At 68.7% G+C, this 15,793-nt stretch carries 16 protein-coding genes; 13 read left to right on the top strand and 3 right to left on the bottom strand.

Annotation, left to right across the window (positions count from 1 at the left end):
* Nucleotides 1–35: 35 nt before the first annotated feature.
* Nucleotides 36–734 (bottom strand): flagellar basal body P-ring formation chaperone FlgA, encoded by a 699-nt coding sequence (gene flgA, locus ISP17_RS07635; protein WP_404631728.1) that lies wholly within the window; start codon nucleotides 732–734, stop codon nucleotides 36–38.
* On the bottom strand, nucleotides 734–2,041 hold the full coding sequence (locus tag ISP17_RS07630; protein ID WP_404631726.1) for a methyl-accepting chemotaxis protein: 1,308 nt from the start codon (nucleotides 2,039–2,041) through the stop codon (nucleotides 734–736). The genes flgA and ISP17_RS07630 overlap by 1 nt, the downstream gene beginning before the upstream one ends.
* 175 nt (nucleotides 2,042–2,216) lie before the next feature.
* On the opposite strand from ISP17_RS07630, the gene ISP17_RS07625 reads away from it, so the two are divergent.
* The 12 genes from ISP17_RS07625 to flgL all read left to right on the top strand — a co-directional run bounded on the left by ISP17_RS07625 (nucleotide 2,217) and on the right by flgL (nucleotide 13,819).
* Nucleotides 2,217–3,134 (top strand): chemotaxis protein, encoded by a 918-nt coding sequence (locus ISP17_RS07625; protein WP_404631724.1) that lies wholly within the window; start codon nucleotides 2,217–2,219, stop codon nucleotides 3,132–3,134.
* 248 nt (nucleotides 3,135–3,382) lie between these two features.
* A complete protein-coding gene (gene flgB / locus ISP17_RS07620; protein WP_404631722.1) occupies nucleotides 3,383–3,775 on the top strand; it encodes a flagellar basal body rod protein FlgB in 393 nt (130 codons plus the stop codon).
* A gap of 5 nt (nucleotides 3,776–3,780) precedes the next feature.
* Nucleotides 3,781–4,203 (top strand): flagellar basal body rod protein FlgC, encoded by a 423-nt coding sequence (flgC, locus tag ISP17_RS07615; RefSeq protein WP_404631720.1) that lies wholly within the window; start codon nucleotides 3,781–3,783, stop codon nucleotides 4,201–4,203.
* Nucleotides 4,204–4,220: 17 nt separating this feature from the next.
* On the top strand, nucleotides 4,221–4,886 hold the full coding sequence (locus ISP17_RS07610) for a flagellar hook assembly protein FlgD (RefSeq protein ID WP_404631718.1): 666 nt from the start codon (nucleotides 4,221–4,223) through the stop codon (nucleotides 4,884–4,886).
* 40 nt (nucleotides 4,887–4,926) lie between these two features.
* Complete coding sequence (gene flgE / locus ISP17_RS07605; RefSeq protein ID WP_404631716.1) at nucleotides 4,927–6,141, top strand: flagellar hook protein FlgE; 1,215 nt, start codon at nucleotides 4,927–4,929, stop codon at nucleotides 6,139–6,141.
* Between the two features lie 9 nt (nucleotides 6,142–6,150).
* Nucleotides 6,151–6,891: a flagellar basal-body rod protein FlgF gene (flgF, locus tag ISP17_RS07600; protein ID WP_404631714.1), complete on the top strand. Its 741-nt coding sequence runs from the start codon at nucleotides 6,151–6,153 to the stop codon at nucleotides 6,889–6,891.
* Nucleotides 6,892–6,930: 39 nt separating this feature from the next.
* Nucleotides 6,931–7,716 (top strand): flagellar basal-body rod protein FlgG, encoded by a 786-nt coding sequence (flgG, locus tag ISP17_RS07595; protein WP_404631712.1) that lies wholly within the window; start codon nucleotides 6,931–6,933, stop codon nucleotides 7,714–7,716.
* A gap of 8 nt (nucleotides 7,717–7,724) precedes the next feature.
* Nucleotides 7,725–8,414, top strand: a complete 690-nt coding sequence (gene flgH / locus ISP17_RS07590) for a flagellar basal body L-ring protein FlgH (protein ID WP_404631710.1) — start codon at nucleotides 7,725–7,727, stop codon at nucleotides 8,412–8,414.
* A 197-nt stretch (nucleotides 8,415–8,611) separates the two neighbouring features.
* Nucleotides 8,612–9,688 (top strand): flagellar basal body P-ring protein FlgI, encoded by a 1,077-nt coding sequence (locus ISP17_RS07585; RefSeq protein ID WP_404632669.1) that lies wholly within the window; start codon nucleotides 8,612–8,614, stop codon nucleotides 9,686–9,688.
* Nucleotide 9,689: 1 nt separating this feature from the next.
* Nucleotides 9,690–10,619, top strand: coding sequence for a flagellar assembly peptidoglycan hydrolase FlgJ (flgJ, locus tag ISP17_RS07580; RefSeq protein WP_404631708.1), 930 nt, complete (start codon nucleotides 9,690–9,692; stop codon nucleotides 10,617–10,619).
* Nucleotides 10,620–10,706: 87 nt separating this feature from the next.
* Nucleotides 10,707–12,584: a flagellar hook-associated protein FlgK gene (gene flgK, locus ISP17_RS07575; protein WP_404631706.1), complete on the top strand. Its 1,878-nt coding sequence runs from the start codon at nucleotides 10,707–10,709 to the stop codon at nucleotides 12,582–12,584.
* Between the two features lie 5 nt (nucleotides 12,585–12,589).
* Nucleotides 12,590–13,819, top strand: a complete 1,230-nt coding sequence (gene flgL, locus ISP17_RS07570; protein ID WP_404631705.1) for a flagellar hook-associated protein FlgL — start codon at nucleotides 12,590–12,592, stop codon at nucleotides 13,817–13,819.
* A 53-nt stretch (nucleotides 13,820–13,872) separates the two neighbouring features.
* On the opposite strand, the gene ISP17_RS07565 is transcribed toward flgL, so the two are convergent.
* Nucleotides 13,873–14,109 (bottom strand): hypothetical protein, encoded by a 237-nt coding sequence (locus ISP17_RS07565; RefSeq protein WP_404631703.1) that lies wholly within the window; start codon nucleotides 14,107–14,109, stop codon nucleotides 13,873–13,875.
* Here ISP17_RS07565 and ISP17_RS07560 point away from each other — a divergent pair.
* On the top strand, nucleotides 14,108–15,562 hold the full coding sequence (locus ISP17_RS07560; RefSeq protein WP_404631701.1) for a flagellin N-terminal helical domain-containing protein: 1,455 nt from the start codon (nucleotides 14,108–14,110) through the stop codon (nucleotides 15,560–15,562). The two genes, ISP17_RS07565 and ISP17_RS07560, sit on opposite strands and share 2 nt — an antisense overlap.
* Nucleotides 15,563–15,793: the final 231 nt, after the last annotated feature.

Raw genomic sequence — 15,793 nt, 5'->3', positions numbered from 1 at the left:
ACTTTAGGGTCGATCGATCCGTTCTTTCGATTCGTTCAGGGTAATGCCAGCACCACCCCGGGCGCGTTCACCATGGCATCCACCACGCGGCCCGAGACCTCGTTGCGCACCCGCAGGCGCGCGCCGTTGTCGCCGCTGCCCAGCGCGATGCCGCTGGCGCGCACCTCGATGCCGTCCAGCTGGGCCACCAGTTGCACGCGGTCGCCGGCCCGCACCATCTCGCGGCCGCCCAGCGCCGAAGGCGTCAGCACGCTGCCGGGGCCGAGCGGCCGGGCCAGCGTGCGGCCGGCGGCCTGCTGCAAGTCATCGACATAGCCGTAGCCCAGCCGGGTGATGTCGCGCGACTCGCTGTGCACGTCGCCGGCGGCAATGCCGTCGCCGCGCAGCAGCGGGCGCGTGGTGACCAGCACATCGCGGAAGATCCTGAGGCTGACTGGCACGTGCACGGTCCAGCCCGCGCCGGCCGTGCAGCGCACCTGCACGCTCATGCGCGGGCGTGGCGGCAGGTTCGGCGGCAGGCTGGCCGTCATGGCGCTGCGGCAGTCGGCCAGGTCGAGGCGCGCATCCACCGGTGTGGCGCTGGCCTCGACCCGGTTGCCGGGCAGGCTGTACTGCGCCACCAGCCACTGCCGGGCGAACGCACTGATCGGCTCGTCGCCGGCGCGCGCGGGCATGGCCGCGGCGACGCCGCCGATACCCAGCAGGCAGCCCAGCAGGGCGGCGGCGCGCGGCATCAGCTCTCGGCCGCCAGCAGCTGCGCGAGCTGGCTCACCAGCGCCTCGCGCTCGGATTCGAGTTCGCCGGCCAGCGCGCCGGCTTCGGCTTTCTTGCCTTCGCACAGCAGGCCGACAAAGGCGTTGCCGCGCTCGCCCAGCCGGGTGCAGCTCGCCTGCATGCCGGACACCGCCGGATGGCCGGGGTGCTGGGCGAGCAGCCGCGCCAGCGCGCGCTGCAGCGCGCTGGTGTCGAACCAGCGGCGGTCCAGTGCGGCCGGCTCGGCCAGCGCCAGTTCCATCGCCTGGCGCATGCCCTGGGCCGACTCGCGCACGGTGAGGCTGAGGCTGGCCGGATCCTTGCCGCTGAGGCTTTCCAGCCACTCCAGCCCGAGCCGCTGCGAGAGCAGGGCGGAGCGGGCCAGTACTTCGGCCTGTCGGCGCGCCTCGGTGCCGCGGCGCTGCAAGGCGCCCAGCGTGGCCTGCGTGCCGGTGGCGCGCACGTGCTGGGCATCGTGGTTCTGGCGCAGCGTGCCGATGCGCTCGCGCGCCAGCTGCAGCGCGGTGGCGCCCTGTTGCAGCGAGGCGTCGGCCTGGCCGATGCCCTGCTGCGCGCGTTCCAGCCGCAGCATGCCCTGGCGCACGTCGCCGTCGAGCTGCAGCGAGAATTCGCCGATCGAGCCGGTGACGGTTTCGATCTCGGTGGTGGCGAGGGTGGTCTTTTCGGCGAGCTGCTTCACCTCGTCGGCGACCACCGCGAAGCCGCGGCCGGCCTCGCCGGCGCGGGCGGCCTCGATCGCCGCGTTTAGCGCGACCAGGTTGGTCTGGTGGGCGATCTCCTGCACCACGCCGGTGAGCTTGCGGATCTGCGCGACCTGTTCGGCCAGCTTGTTCTGGTTGCGGTTCATCGCAGCCATCGCGCTGCGCAGCAAGCGCAGCTGGCCATCGAGCTCGCTGACATTGCCGGCGCCGGCGTGGCTGGCCTGGTCGGCGTTGTCCAGGCTGGCGGCGACCTGCTGCAGGCCCGTCGAGATCCCGGCGCTGCCGTCCGTCAAACGCCCGACGCTGTCGCGGCATTCGCGGGCGGAGTCTTCCAGGGATTTCTGTTCGTGCGCGAGCTGCTGGGCGGCACCGAGCAGCAGGCTCTGCTGTTCGATGGTCTGCAGCGCGACGGCCGCGGGCGGACGTCCGGCCGCCAGCTTCAGCAGCGGCGCCAGCGCCAGCGCCAGCCGGGGATGCTGATCACCGAGCCGGGCGAGTTGTGCCTCGTCGCCGACGGCGGCGGCCTGGGCGAAGGCGGCCAGATGCTGGCTGCGGATGAAGCTCATGGACGGACGTTTCCTTTTCAGGTGGCAAGCGGGGGATCGACCGCCGGCGACGGAACTTGAGCAAGCAAGGCACATGCCATGGCGCCGTGCCGCGTCCGCTCAAGCCGCGCCGGCCACCGCCGATAGCCGCTGATCCACCGCGCGTGCGGTGCAGCTTGCGAAAGGGAAACCCGGCATGAGCGGTGCGTTGTTGGAGAGCGTGGAGCGGCACACCCGGCTGGCGGGCCACAACCGCGTGGCGATGCTGCTGTTCCGGCTGGGCGATGCGCAGCTGTTCGGCATCAACGTGTTCAAGGTGCGCGAGGTGCTGCGCCGGCCGCCGCTGGAACGCATGCCCGGCGCGCACGAGCTGATCGCCGGCAGCTGCGACTACCGCGGCCAGACCATCGCGGTGATCGACCTGGCCGCCGCGCTGGGTTATCCGCCGCTGAAGGACGTCGCCTCGGCGCACCTGCTGGTGACCGAGTTCAGTCGCACCGTGCAGGGCTTCCTGGTGGCCGACCTCAAGCACATGGTGCATTGCGACGGCAGCGCGCTGGTGACGCCGGAGCCGGCGCTGGGCTTCGGTACGCGGGTCAACGCGATCACCCGCGTGGACGGCGCGCTGGTCGCGGTGGTGGACGTGGAACACGTGCTGGCCAGCATCCACGGCGTGCCGGGCGAGCTGTCCGCGCACATGCAGCGGGCCGTGGACGGCCACGCCATGCACCCGCGCCGCGTGCTGGTGGCCGACGATTCGCTGGTGGCGCGGCGCCAGATCGAAGGCGTGTTCCGCCAGATGAACATCGAATGCGTGATGGTGGAAGACGGCGTGCGTGCACTGGAGAAGCTCCAGGAGCTGGCGGGAGTGGAGCCGGCCGAGCGGGTGCATCTGGTGGTGTCGGACATCGAGATGCCGCAGATGGACGGCTACGCGCTGACCCGCGCGATCCGCGAGACGCCCGCCCTGCGCGGACTCAAGGTCGTGCTGCACAGCTCGATCAGCGGCATGTTCAACGAGGCGATGGTGAAGGAGGTCGCCGCCGACCGCTTCATCGCCAAGTTCCAGCCGGACCTGCTGGCGCAGGCGGTGCTGGATCTGTTGCCGGGGTGAGATGACCCAGGGCCGCTGCAAGGGCGCGGCCCTGTAGGACCGCACCTCGCCCTGTAGCGGCATCCGTCACTCACCCGGTGGCCTCCTGCCCGCGGCGAGGCGGTCGGGCGCTGCGTCGGTTTTCCGACTTCGCCCCCGCAGCGTGAATCCGGCGCCGGGTGCAAACCCAGCTCCTGCAACGCTTTTCGCCCCGTGGCACGCGAATTGCCTCAAGCCCCCTGCGGTCCGATACCGCGCGGAGGCAAGCCATGAGTGCACCCATCGACAACCTGTTCGGCATCCACACCCAGGCGCTGGGTCTGTGGCAGCGCCGCAGTGAAGTGCTGGCCGGCAACCTGGCCAATGCCGACACGCCCGGCTATCAGGCGCGCGACGTGGATTTTCGCAGTGCGCTGATGCAGGCCAGCGGCCAGTCCGAAGGGCTGGCACTGAGCACGCCCACCGCCGGCCAGGTCGATCCGTCCGCGCAGGCGGCCGACAAGCTGATGTGGCGCAACCCCACCCAGCCCAGCATGGACGGCAACACCGTCGACGAGCAGGTCGAGCAGGCCAACTTCGCCGCCAACGGCGTGCACTACCAGGCCAGCCTGGCCTTCATCACCGCGCAGATCCGCATGCTGCGCACCGCGATCACCGGGTAATCGCCATGTCGATGTTCAAGATCTTCGATACCGCCGGCTCCGGCATGGCCGCGCAATCGCTGCGGCTCAACACCGTGGCCAGCAACCTCGCCAACGCCGAGAGCGTGTCGAGCACCCAGCAGGGCGCCTATCGCGCGAAGGAGCCGCTGTTCGCCGCGGTCAAGCAGCGCGTGGAAGGCGCGATGGCCGACGCCGGCACGGTCGGCGTGAAAGTCGATGGCGTCACCGAGAGCCAGGCGGCGATCCCCAGCCGCTACGAGCCCGGCAACCCGATGGCGGATGCCAACGGCTACGTCTACGGCAGCAACGTCAATCCCGTCGACGAGCTGGTCAACATGATTTCCGCCTCGCGTTCGTACCAGAACAACGTCGAGGTGATGAATACCACCAAGCAGTTGATGGTGAAAACCCTCGACCTCGGCAAGTAGTCCGAAGGAGCGCACGCATGACCATCAACACCATCGGCAACGCCAGTACGGGCAGCACCGCCAGCCAGGTCACCACCGCGGCCAAGGCCGGCGGCATGACGCAGAGCGATTTCCTCAAGCTGATGACTGCCCAGCTGCAGGCGCAGGACCCCACCAACCCGGTGGACAACAACCAGTTCGTCTCGCAGATGGCGCAGTTCAGCCAGCTGCAGTCCACGCAGGATCTGCTGGGCTCGGTGAAGACGCTCAACAGCACCGTGAACGGCGCGTTGCAGACCTCGCAGGTTCTCGGCTCGTCCAACCTGGTGAACCGCGAGGTGGTGGTGCCGTCGTCCACGGTCAACTACGCCGGTGCCACCGTCAACGGCGCGGCCAACGTCACCGTGCCGGGCGACCTCACGGTGAACATCATCGACGGCGGCGGCAACGTGGTGCGCACGATGACCGTGCCGGCCCCGAGTTCCGGCCTTACCCAGTTCAGCTGGGATGGCAAGGACGATGCCGGCAACGCCCTGCCGCAGGGCACTTATTCGATGGCCGCCAGCAACGCGGGCAGCCCGTTCGATACCTATGTCGCCGGCAAGGTGACCGCCGTGGGCTACGGCGGCAGCGACGTGGGCACCTACCTCCAGGTGGCTGGCGTGGGCGGCGTCGCGCTCAGCCAGGTGGCCCAGATCCTCTGACGCACGCGTTGCATCCATTCACTGATTCGAGGAACACATCATGGCTCTGAACACCGCGCTCACCGGCATCAACGCCGCGCAGTCCGACCTCAACGTCATCGCCAACAACATCGCCAATGCCAACACCACCGGCTTCAAGGGCTCGCGCGCCGAGTTCGCCGACGTGTTCGCGGTGACCGGCCTCAACCTCAACTCCACCGCCACCGGCAGCGGCGCGCGCCTGCAGGACGTGGCGCAGCAGTTCGCCCAGGGCGACATCGAGACCACCAACAACTCGCTGGACCTGGCGATCAGCGGCAACGGCTTCTTCGTGGTCAACGACGGCAGCGGCGTGCAGTACACCCGCGCCGGCGACTTCAAGAAGAGCGCGGACGACTACGTGCAGACCAACAACGGCGCACGCCTGCAGATCTATCCGCCCAACGGCCTGGGCGGCTTCGACACCAGCACGCTGACCGATCTCAAGCTGGTGTCCTCGCAGAGCAACGCCACCGCGACCTCGCTGATCACCATGAACTCCAACCTGCCGGCCAGCGCCACCGTGCCGGCGACGGCCTTCAGCACCACCGATGCCACCTCGTTCAACGCCGCCACGCCGGTGACCGTGTACGACTCGCAGGGCGGCTCGCACCAGGCCACCGTGTACTACGTGAAGACCGCCACCAACGCGTGGGACGCACATCTGTACGTGGACGGCAACAACGCCGGCACCCAGGCGCTCACCTTCGATACCAGCGGCAACCTGGCCACGCCGGTGGGCGGCAACCTCACGTTCACCCCGGTCAACCTGGCCAACGGTTCCAACCCGCTGGCGCTGTCGGTGAACGTGACCAACACCACCCAGTTCGGGACCGACTACTCGGCCGGCGCGATCAACCAGAACGGCTTCGAGGCCGGCACGTTGTCGAACATCGACATCGATTCCAAGGGCGTGGTGACGGCGTACTACTCGAACAACCAGAGCACCCAGCTCGGCCAGATCGCGATCGCCAACTTCTCCAACGTGCAGGGCCTGCGCCAGGTCGGCGAAACCACCTGGGCGGCCAGCGGCGACTCCGGCTCGGCGGTGATGGGCGCGGGCGGCACCGGCACCTTCGGCGACCTGCAATCGGGTGCGCTGGAGTCGTCCAACACGTCCGACACCACCGCGCAGCTGGTCAACATGATCAAGGCGCAGCGCAACTACCAGGCCAACGCGCAGGTGCTCACCACCGACAACACGCTGGCCACCGCACTGTTCAACGCGGTCCGGTAATCGATCGCCATGGACCGTTCCCTCTACGTGGCAATGACCGGGGCGACGCAGGTGATGCGCGCCCAGGAAGCCGTGAGCCACAACCTGGCCAATGCCTCCACGGTGGGCTTCAAGAGCGAGCTGAGCGCGTTCCAGAGCCTGCCGGTGCTGGGGCAGGGCGAGGCCACGCGCATCAACGCGGTGGCCCGCGGCATCGGCGCGGACACCACGCAGGGATCGGTCACCAGCACCGGGCGCTCGCTCGATGTGGCGGTGCAGGGCAGCGGCTGGATCGCGGTGCAGGCGCCGGACGGTTCGGAAGGCTATACGCGCGCCGGCGATCTGCAGCTCACCGCCGACGGTCTTTTGACGGACGCCAGCGGCCATCCGGTGATCGGCAACGGCGGGCCGATCAACCTGCCCGCCAGCGCGCAGCTGCTGATCGGCGAGGACGGCACGATCTCCACCGTGCCGATCGGCGAGGGGCCGTCCACGGTGGCCGCGCTCGACCGCCTGCGCCTGGTCAATCCCGACCCGAGCCAGCTGGTGCAGGGCGGCGACGGCCTGATGCATCTGGTCGGCGGCGGCAATGCCGCGCCGGACACCACGGTGCGGGTCACCTCCGGCGCGCTGGAGAACAGCAACGTCAACGCCTCGTCGGAGCTGGTGAAGATGATTGCGCTCTCGCGCCAGTACGACATGCAGATCAAGTCGATCAAGGCATCCGAAGACAACGCCGCGTCGGCATCCAAATTGCTTCAGTCGAACTGACGACGGGTTGCCGTCGCAGATATTCAGGAGTTCACGACCATGCTTTCCTCCCTCTGGATCGCCAAGACCGGCCTCGATGCGCAGCAGACGCGCATGGACGTCATCTCCAACAACCTGGCCAACGCCAATACCACCGGCTTCAAGAGCTCGCGGGCGTCGTTCCAGGATCTGATGTACCAGAACCGCAGCCAGCCAGGCGCGCAGACCACCGAGCAGACGCTGTCGCCGTCCGGACTGATGCTGGGCACCGGCGTGCGCGTGGTGGGCACCGAGAAGCTGTTCACCCAGGGCGGCATCAGCCAGACCGGCAACTCGCTGGACGTGGCGATCCAGGGCCGCGGCTTCCTGCAGGTGAGCCTGCCTGACGGCACCGTCGCCTACACCCGCGACGGCTCGCTGCATACCGACGCCAACGGCCAGCTGGTCACCGCCGACGGCTACGCGCTGGATCCGGCGATCACCCTGCCGACCGGCGTGCAGAGCATCTCCATCGGCGCCGACGGCACGGTGTCCGCCACCACCGCCGGCTCCGCCGCCTCGGTGCAGGTGGGCACACTGCAGCTGGCCGACTTCGTCAATCCTGCCGGCCTGCAGGCGCAGGGCGGCAACCTCTTTCTGGAAACCGCCTCCAGCGGCGCGCCGCAGACCGGCCAGCCCGGCTTGAACGGCATGGGCACGCTGATGCAGGGCGCACTCGAGTCCTCCAACGTCAACGTGGTGGAGGAGATGGTCAACATGATCGAGACCCAGCGCACCTACGAGATGAACTCCAAGGCCATCAGCAGCACCGACCAGATGCTGCAAGACCTCACCCAGAAGATGTGAGCACGCCCATGCGCCCGATCGCCTCCCTGTTCCGTCTCTGCGCCGCGTCTGCCGCCGTGCTCGCGCTGGCCGGCTGCGCCTCGATGGGCGCGACGCACGACGACAGCCAGTGGGCCGCCACCGCGCCGGTGCAGCCCGAGGCCGCACCGGTGGCCGACGGCTCGATCTACCACGACGCCGGCAACATGGAGCTGTTCGCCGACCCGCGCGCACATCGCGTGGGCGACATCCTCACCATCGTGCTGCAGGAAAGCACCCAGGCCAGCAAGAAGGCCACCACCAGCACCAGCAAGAAAGACAAGACCGCGATCGACGCGCCGACCATCCTCGGCCAGGGCGTCACGCTCAACGGCAACCCCGCCAGCATCGGTCTCAGCGGCGATCGCAGCTTCGCCGGCGACGGCTCTTCCAGCCAGAGCAACCAGCTCAGCGGCCAGATCACCGTCACCGTGGCGCAGCGGCTGTCCAACGGCAACCTGGTGGTGCGCGGCGAGAAGTGGCTGACCATCAACCAGGGCCAGGAGATGGTGCGCATCTCCGGCATCGTGCGCCCGCAGGACATCAACCCCGACAACAGCGTGGCCTCCAGCCGCGTGGCCGACGCACGCATCGCCTACACCGGGCGCGGCTCGCTGGCCGACGCCAACACCCAGGGCTGGCTGTCGCGCTTCTTCAACTCCAAGTGGATGCCGTTCTGATGAAAACGCGTCGACTGATGAAGCACCTGCGCAATGCCTCGGTACCCTCGTCGGTGCATGCGCCCTTCGAGCATCGCATCCACGAGCCGGCCCTGCCGGGGCAGGCGCTGGGAGATCGCGCGGCCGATGCCTTGCGCCGCAGCGAGAGGCGGCAGGCGCTGCTGCGCTGGCGCAGCTTCGGCACGACGTTGCTGGTGATGCTTGCCGTGGCGGTGGCCGCGCCGGCGCGTGCGGACAAGATCCGCGATCTCGCCTCGGTCGCTGGCGTGCGCAACAACCAGCTGATCGGCTACGGCCTGGTGGTCGGCCTGGACGGCTCGGGCGACCAGACCACGCAGGCGCCGTTCACCACGCAGAGCCTGGAGAACATGCTGCAGCAGTTCGGCATCGTGGTGCCGGCCAACGCGCGGCCGCAGCTCAAGAACGCGGCGGCGGTGATCGTCACCGCCGACCTGCCGCCGTTCGCCAAGCCGGGCCAGACCATCGACGTCACCGTCGCCTCGATCGGCAACGCCAAGACGCTGCGCGGCGGTCAGCTGCTGATGGCACCGCTGAAGGGCGCCGACGGCAACACCTACGCCATCGCCCAGGGCAGCGTGGTGATCGGGGGCATCAGTGCGCAGGGCAAGAGCGGTTCCAGCGTGCAGGTGAACATCTCCGACTCCGGCCGCATTCCCAACGGCGCCACGGTCGAGCGCAGCGTGCCCTCGGCGTTCGGCAACGGCGGCGACCTCATGCTCAACCTCAACACGGCGGACTTCACCACCGCCTCGCGCGTGGTGAAGGCGATCAACGCCGCCTACGGCGCCGGCACCGCCAACGCGATCGACGGCGGCTCGATCGCCGTGCGCAGCCCGCAGGACCCGTCGCAGAAAGTGGCGTGGCTGGGCGATATCCAGAATCTCGACGTGACCCCGGCCGACGCCCCCGCGCGCGTGGTGGTGAACTCACGCACAGGCACCGTGGTGATCGGTTCGGACGTGCGCGTGAGCGCCGCCGCGGTGGCGCACGGCTCGATCCAGGTGACCATCAGCGAGCAGCCGCTGGTGAGCCAGCCCAATGCCTTCAGCCGCGGCCAGACCGCGGTGGTGCCGTCCAGTAACGTGCAGGTCAGCGAGGACGGCGGCCACATGTTCAAGTTCGGCCCCGGCGTGAGCCTGGACACCATCGTGCGCGCGGTGAACCAGGTGGGCGCGGCGCCGAGCGATCTCATTTCCATCCTGCAGGCGCTCAAGCAGGCCGGTGCGCTGCACGCGGAGCTGGTGGTGATCTGACATGGCCGCGAACATCGACGCCACCGCGCAGAACCTCAGCACCTGGACCGACCTGTCCGGCTTCAGCGCGCTGCGCCAGAGCGCGCAGGCGGACGCGAAGTCGGCGCTGCCGGTGGTGGCCAAGCAGTTCGAGTCGATCTTCACCCAGATGGTGTTGAAGTCGATGCGCCAGGCCAATTTCGGCGATCCCAACTTCGACAGCCAGGCCGGCGATTCGTGGCAGGGGCTGGCCGATCAGCAGCTGGCGGTGACGCTGTCCAACCAGGGCCACGGGCTGGGCATTGCCGAGATGCTGGTGCGCCAGCTCGGCGGCAAGGACACGGCCGCGGCCAGCCAGGGCGGCGACGACTGGAAAAGCCGGTTGGGGTCGGTGGCTCGTGCCGTGGGTTCGTCGGTGCAGGCGGTGTCGCACTTCATTCCTGGCGACCCGGCCGACTTCGTCACCAAGATGGCGCCGTTCGCGCAGAAAGCGGCCGAGAAACTCGGCGTATCGGTACGCGCCGTGCTGGCGCAGGCCGCGCTGGAAACCCAATGGGGCAAGCACATGCCGCAGCACGGCGACGGCACGCCCAGCTACAACCTGTTCGGCATGAAGGCCGGTTCGAGCTGGGACGGCGAGCGCGTCAACGTACCCACGCTGGAAGTGGAGGGCGGCGTGCCGGTGCGTCGGCACGCGGCGTTCCGCGCCTACGAGTCGCCGGCGCAGTCGTTCGACGATTACGCCCGTCTGCTCGGCGACAACCCGCGCTACGCGCAGGCGCTGGGCAAGGGCGACGACGTGGCGGGGTTTGCCCGCGGGCTGGTGCAGGGCGGCTACGCCACCGATCCTTCCTACGCCCACAAGATCGCCGCCATCGCCAACAGCCCGGCCATGCGCCAGGCGCTTGACGCACTCAAGAACGGCGCCATCGCGCCGACACCCCTGGAATGACGAGTCAGGTGCACCGACGGCGGAATTCCCGGCAGCTGCGTTGCGGCCGCCCGGTTTGCGCTGCCTCCGCGCCCACAGGACTGACCCATGGCTAACCTGCTCAGCACCGGCATCTCCGGCCTCAACGCCGCCCAGGTGGCGCTCAACACGGTCGGCAACAACATCGCCAACGCCGGCACCGACGGCTACAGCCGCGAGGTGGTGCGCCAGACCGAGCGCGTGGTGCCGCCGTCGAACCGCTACACCGTGGGCAGCGGCGTGGACGTGGTGGCGGTGGAGCGCGCGTATTCCAGCTACCTCACCAGCGCGGTCTGGAGCAGCAACGCCAATCTTTCCCGCGCCGGCACCTACAACGACCTCACCGCCACGCTCAACAGCATGCTCAGCGCCAGCGGCGACCTGCAGGGCGCGCTGGACAACTTCTACGGTGCCTTCGACACGGTGGCCAACGCGCCGGGTGACAGCTCCGCGCGACAGGCGCTGCTGGGCAATGCGTCCACCGTCGCCTCGGTATTCACCACGCTGGGCGCGCAGCTGGACAGCCAGCAGAAGCAGATCGACGGTCAGGTCACCAACACCGTCAAGAGCATCAACACCACGCTGGACAACATCGCCGACCTCAACCGCAAGATCCACGACAGCCTCGGCAGCGGCGCACCGAACGCGTTGCTGGACCAGCGCGACGCGCTGGTGAATACGCTGTCGGGCTACCTCGGCGTCACCGCCGTGAGCGAGAGCAACGGCACGCTCAGCGTGTACAGCAGCAGCGGCCAGAGCCTGGTCAGCGGCAGCCATGCGTTCAAGCTGTCCACCGGCAGCGATCCCTACGACACCACGCGCGTCAGCGTGCTCGACAGCAGCGGCAGCGACATCACCGCGCGCCTCAGCGGCGGCTCGCTGGGCGCCCTGCTCGATTACCGCAGCAACGTGCTCGACAGCGCGCAGAACCGGCTTGGCCAGGCGGCGATCGGCCTGGCCACCAGCGTGAACGCGCAGCAGGGCAAGGGGCTGGATCTCAACGGCCAGCTCGGCGCGCCGATCTTCGCGCTGCCGGCACCGCAGGCGCTGGCCGCCAGCACCAACGCGGGCGGCGCCACGGTGAGCGCGCAGGTCTCCGACGTCGCCGCGCTGACCAGCGCCGACTACACGCTGCGCTACGACGGCAGCGCCTGGAGCATGACCACCACCGGCGGACAGCCGGTGGCGCTCACCACCAATCCGGACGGCACGCTAAGCGGCGCCGGGCTGACCCTGGCCGTGGCGGGCGCGGCACAGGCGGGCGACAGCTTCCGCATCCAGCCCACCCGCAACGCGGCCAGTGGGCTGACCGTGAGCCTCACCGATCCGTCGGGCATCGCGGCCGCCGCCGCCCTGCAGGCCAAGGCCGCCAGCGCCAACACGGGCAGCGGTGCGGTGTCGTCGCTGCAGGTTACCGACGCCAGCAACCCGGCGCTGTTCACCGGCGTCACCGTGAGCTTTCCCACGGCCGGCAGCTACACCCTCACCGATGCCGGTGGCACCGTGCTGGGCAGCGGCGCCTACACGCCGGGGCAGGCGCTTTCGGCCAACGGCTGGAGCCTCACGCTGTCCGGCGCGCCGGCGGCCGGCGACAGCTTCGCGATCAGCGCCAACAGCAACGGCCTCAACGACAACGCCAACGCGCTGGCGCTGGCCGGGCTGGCCGACACCGGCGTGCTGGCCGGCGGCAGCCGCTCGGTGATCGACAACTACACCCTGCTCACCACCGAAATCGGCAACGCCGGTGCGCAGGCGACGAGCAACCTGACCACGCAGACCAGCCTGCACAACCAGGCGATGTCGGCGCAGCAGGCTGTGTCGGGCGTGAATCTCGACGAGGAGGCGGCCAGCCTCGTGAAGTACCAGCAGGCCTACCAGGCCTCCGCGCAGGTCATCTCCACCGCGCAGTCCATCTTCAGCAGCCTGCTTGCTGCCGTGCAGAGGTAATCGTCATGCGCCTTTCCACCAGCTGGATGTACCAGCAGTCGCTGTCCAACATGATGAACCAGCAGAGCACGCTGGCCGCCACGCAGAACCAGGTGAGCACCGGCCGGCGCATCAACGTGGCCTCCGACGATCCGGCCGGTGCCGGTCGGGTGGTAAGCCTCGATCACATCCTCGCGGCGAACACGCAGTACACCGCCAACATCGATGCGGCGAGCACGCGGCTGAACACCGCGCAGTCCACGCTCAATTCGGTGAACGACATCTACAACAGCGCGCGCGATCTCACCCTGCAGGCGCTCAACGGCTCGCTCGCCGACAGCGATCGCCAGGCGATCGCCACCCAGCTCACCCAGATGCGCGACCAGCTGCTGCAGATGGCCAACACCACCGATGCCAACGGGCAGGCGCTGTTCGCCGGTACCAGCAGCAACACCGTGCCCTTCGTGAAAAATGCGGACGGCAGCGTGAGCTACATCGGCAACGACGGCCAGCCGCGCGCGGCGATTGCCGCGGGCCTGAGCGTGCCGACCGGCGAATCGGGCAGCGCGATCTTCATGAATGTGGCCGCCGGCAACGGCCGCTTCGTCGCCAGCGCCGCAGCGGGCAACACCGGCACGCTGGTGGTGGGCGAGAACGCAGTCTCCGATCCGACCGCCTTCGCTGCCGGCCTCGCGGCGAACGGCAGCTACTCCATCACCTTCGATGGCGCCGGCAACTGGAGCGCGCTGGACGGCAGCGGCAACCCGGCGCTCGATGCCGGCGGCAATCCGCTCACCGGCACCTACACCGCCGGCGGCAGCATCAGCTTCAACGGCCTCACGCTCTCGCTCGACGGCACGCCGCAGGCCGGCGATTCGGTAAGCATCCAGGGCAGCGCCTCGCAGGACATCTTCGCCACGTTCAACAACATGATCACTGCCCTTCAGGGCAGCGGCAGCGGCACCGAGTCGCAGCTGACCAACACGCTCAATCGCCAGCTCGAAGCGCTCGACAATGCCCGTGCCGGCGTGACGCGCGCCGAGGTGGACATCGGTGGCCGTACCAACGCGCTCGCCGCGCAGCGCGCGGCCTACCAGGATCTGGGCGTGACCTATCAGGCCACGCTGTCGGACACGCGCGACGTGGACGTGTACAAGGCCATCAGCAATCTCTCGATCCAGTCGAACGCGCTGCAGGCATCGCAGCAGGTGTTCGCGCAGGTCAAGTCGATGAGCCTCTTCAACTACCTCAAGTAAATGCCTGCGTTGGAGCCCGTCAGCGCCGCGGCCTGGTCCGCGGCGTTTTCGTTTCATGGCTCGCGCACGTCGCACTCAAGCAAGCCATCCGCGTGCCGATACGCCTCGCGTTCCCGCATCCGTCGTGGCGCCAGACGCGCACCACGAAAAAAAATCAAGTGCAGATGCTCAAGTAATTTTCGCCGCTGACGAAACAGTCTCTGAGGCGGATGGCATCCCACACGGAACCCCGCCGGGAATACAACAAGCCTCTTATCCGGCTCATCGATTTCCGTCAGGAGAATTTTCATGTCATTCGTCATCAACACCAACGTTTCGTCGCTGAACGCGCAGAACAACCTGGCCACCTCCAAGAGCGCGCTGGCCCAGGCCACGCAGCGCCTGTCCTCGGGCCTGAAGATCAACAGCGCGGCCGACAACGCCGCGGGCTTCGCGATCTCGCAGCGCTACACCACGCAGATCGGCGGCCTGGCCCAGGCCAGCGCCAACGCCTCGGACGCGATCAACCTGGCGCAGACCGCCGGTTCGGCGCTGGACCAGGTCACCGCCAACCTGCAGGCGATCCGCGACCTGGCTGCCCAGTCGGCCAACGGCACCTACTCCAACGCCGACCGCGCCACCATCGACAAGGAAGTGCAGCAGCGCCTCGCCGAGGTGACCCGCATTGCCAACCAGACCACGTTCAACGGCAAGCGCGTGCTGGATGGTTCGCTGCAGTCGCAGAGCTTCCAGATCGGTGCCGACGTCGGCCAGACCGTGTCGGTGAGCCTGGGCCAGAGCGTCAAGGCCAGCAGCCTGGGCCAGGTGGCCGAGGTGAAATCGGGCGACCTCAGCGCGGCGCTGGGTGGCTCGGCGACGGGTACCGCGGCGGCAGCTTCGTTCGACTTCACCAGCGCCACCGGCACGCCTGCCTCGTTCACTGTGGACGGCAAGGCGGTCAGCCTCACCACCAACGTCACCAATGAAGCCGGCCTGGCCACGGCAGTGCAGACCCAGCTCAACGCGGCCGCGGCCGGCGCCTATACCGTCAGCGTCGACGGCACCACTGGCGGTCTGAAGATCGTCAACAACGCTGCCTTCTCGGCCGCTCCGGTGGTCGGCGGCGCCAGTGCCGACATCACGGCAGTGTTCGGCGGCACGCCGACCACGGCGGCGGGTGGTTCCGCGCTCGGTTCGGAAGGCCTGTCCGTGAACGGCACGGCGGTGGACCTCACCGGCGCCAAGTCGCTGCAGGACATCTCCGACGCGATCAATGCCGCCGGCGTCACCGGCGTCAGCTCGGCGGTCAGCGCAGATGGCAAGGGCATCAACTTCTACTCGCAGTCGGCGCTGACCATTGCCGATACCGGCGGCGCGATCATCGGCGCCAACGCGAAGGATGCCAACACGGGCAGCACCTACGCCGTCGGAACCGCGGCGGCCACCGGTGGCTCGCTGGCCGGCGGCAGCGTGAGCACGGTGGACGGTGCCAACGACGTGATCTCGCGCATCGACGTGGCGCTGAGCTCGGTGGCCGACTTCGCTGCCCAGCTGGGTGCGGTGCAGAACCGCTTCCAGTCGACGATCTCCACGCTGAGCTCGCAGTCGACCAACCTGAAGGCCTCGCAGTCGACCATCCAGGACGCGGACTTCGCGGCCGAGACGGCCAACCTGAGCAAGGCGCAGGTGCTGCAGCAGGCCGGTATCTCGGTGCTGGCGCAGGCCAACTCGCAGCCGCAGCAGGTGCTCAAGCTGCTGCAGTAACAGACACCAGTGCGGGCGGCCCGTGCACGCGGGCCGTCCGACAGTCTGGCGCTTTTTGACGGTGGCACCGGAAGGTTTCGGTGCCACCGTTTTTTTATGCGCGTCTCCGCGGGGAGGGGGTTGTCGATGCATCCGGCCATCGGTGGAGATGCTTCAGTTTCCGGGTGTTCGGCCGATCACCTGCACATGGGCAGGGCAGGGTCTCGGCCTTCGACAGACCAGCGCCTTGCC

The organism is Dyella ginsengisoli, from assembly GCF_044904665.1.
Lineage (GTDB): Bacteria > Pseudomonadota > Gammaproteobacteria > Xanthomonadales > Rhodanobacteraceae > Dyella_A > Dyella_A ginsengisoli.
This window is presented reverse-complemented; position numbering and strand designations above follow the sequence as displayed.

Excerpts from the sequence above, each read along its gene's own strand:
- ISP17_RS07625 (WP_404631724.1), top strand. The coding sequence starts at position 2,217 with ATGAGCGGTGCGTTGTTGGAGAGCGTGGAGCGGCACACCCGGCTGGCG.
- ISP17_RS07560 (WP_404631701.1), top strand. The coding sequence starts at position 14,108 with ATGTCATTCGTCATCAACACCAACGTTTCGTCGCTGAACGCGCAGAAC.
- flgG (WP_404631712.1), top strand. The coding sequence starts at position 6,931 with ATGCTTTCCTCCCTCTGGATCGCCAAGACCGGCCTCGATGCGCAGCAG.
- flgF (WP_404631714.1), top strand. The coding sequence starts at position 6,151 with ATGGACCGTTCCCTCTACGTGGCAATGACCGGGGCGACGCAGGTGATG.
- flgE (WP_404631716.1), top strand. The coding sequence starts at position 4,927 with ATGGCTCTGAACACCGCGCTCACCGGCATCAACGCCGCGCAGTCCGAC.
- flgL (WP_404631705.1), top strand. The coding sequence starts at position 12,590 with ATGCGCCTTTCCACCAGCTGGATGTACCAGCAGTCGCTGTCCAACATG.
- flgH (WP_404631710.1), top strand. The coding sequence starts at position 7,725 with ATGCGCCCGATCGCCTCCCTGTTCCGTCTCTGCGCCGCGTCTGCCGCC.
- ISP17_RS07610 (WP_404631718.1), top strand. The coding sequence starts at position 4,221 with ATGACCATCAACACCATCGGCAACGCCAGTACGGGCAGCACCGCCAGC.
- flgB (WP_404631722.1), top strand. The coding sequence starts at position 3,383 with ATGAGTGCACCCATCGACAACCTGTTCGGCATCCACACCCAGGCGCTG.
- ISP17_RS07565 (WP_404631703.1), bottom strand. The coding sequence starts at position 14,109 with ATGAAAATTCTCCTGACGGAAATCGATGAGCCGGATAAGAGGCTTGTT.
- flgC (WP_404631720.1), top strand. The coding sequence starts at position 3,781 with ATGTCGATGTTCAAGATCTTCGATACCGCCGGCTCCGGCATGGCCGCG.
- flgA (WP_404631728.1), bottom strand. The coding sequence starts at position 734 with ATGCCGCGCGCCGCCGCCCTGCTGGGCTGCCTGCTGGGTATCGGCGGC.
- flgJ (WP_404631708.1), top strand. The coding sequence starts at position 9,690 with ATGGCCGCGAACATCGACGCCACCGCGCAGAACCTCAGCACCTGGACC.
- flgK (WP_404631706.1), top strand. The coding sequence starts at position 10,707 with ATGGCTAACCTGCTCAGCACCGGCATCTCCGGCCTCAACGCCGCCCAG.
- ISP17_RS07585 (WP_404632669.1), top strand. The coding sequence starts at position 8,612 with ATGCTTGCCGTGGCGGTGGCCGCGCCGGCGCGTGCGGACAAGATCCGC.
- ISP17_RS07630 (WP_404631726.1), bottom strand. The coding sequence starts at position 2,041 with ATGAGCTTCATCCGCAGCCAGCATCTGGCCGCCTTCGCCCAGGCCGCC.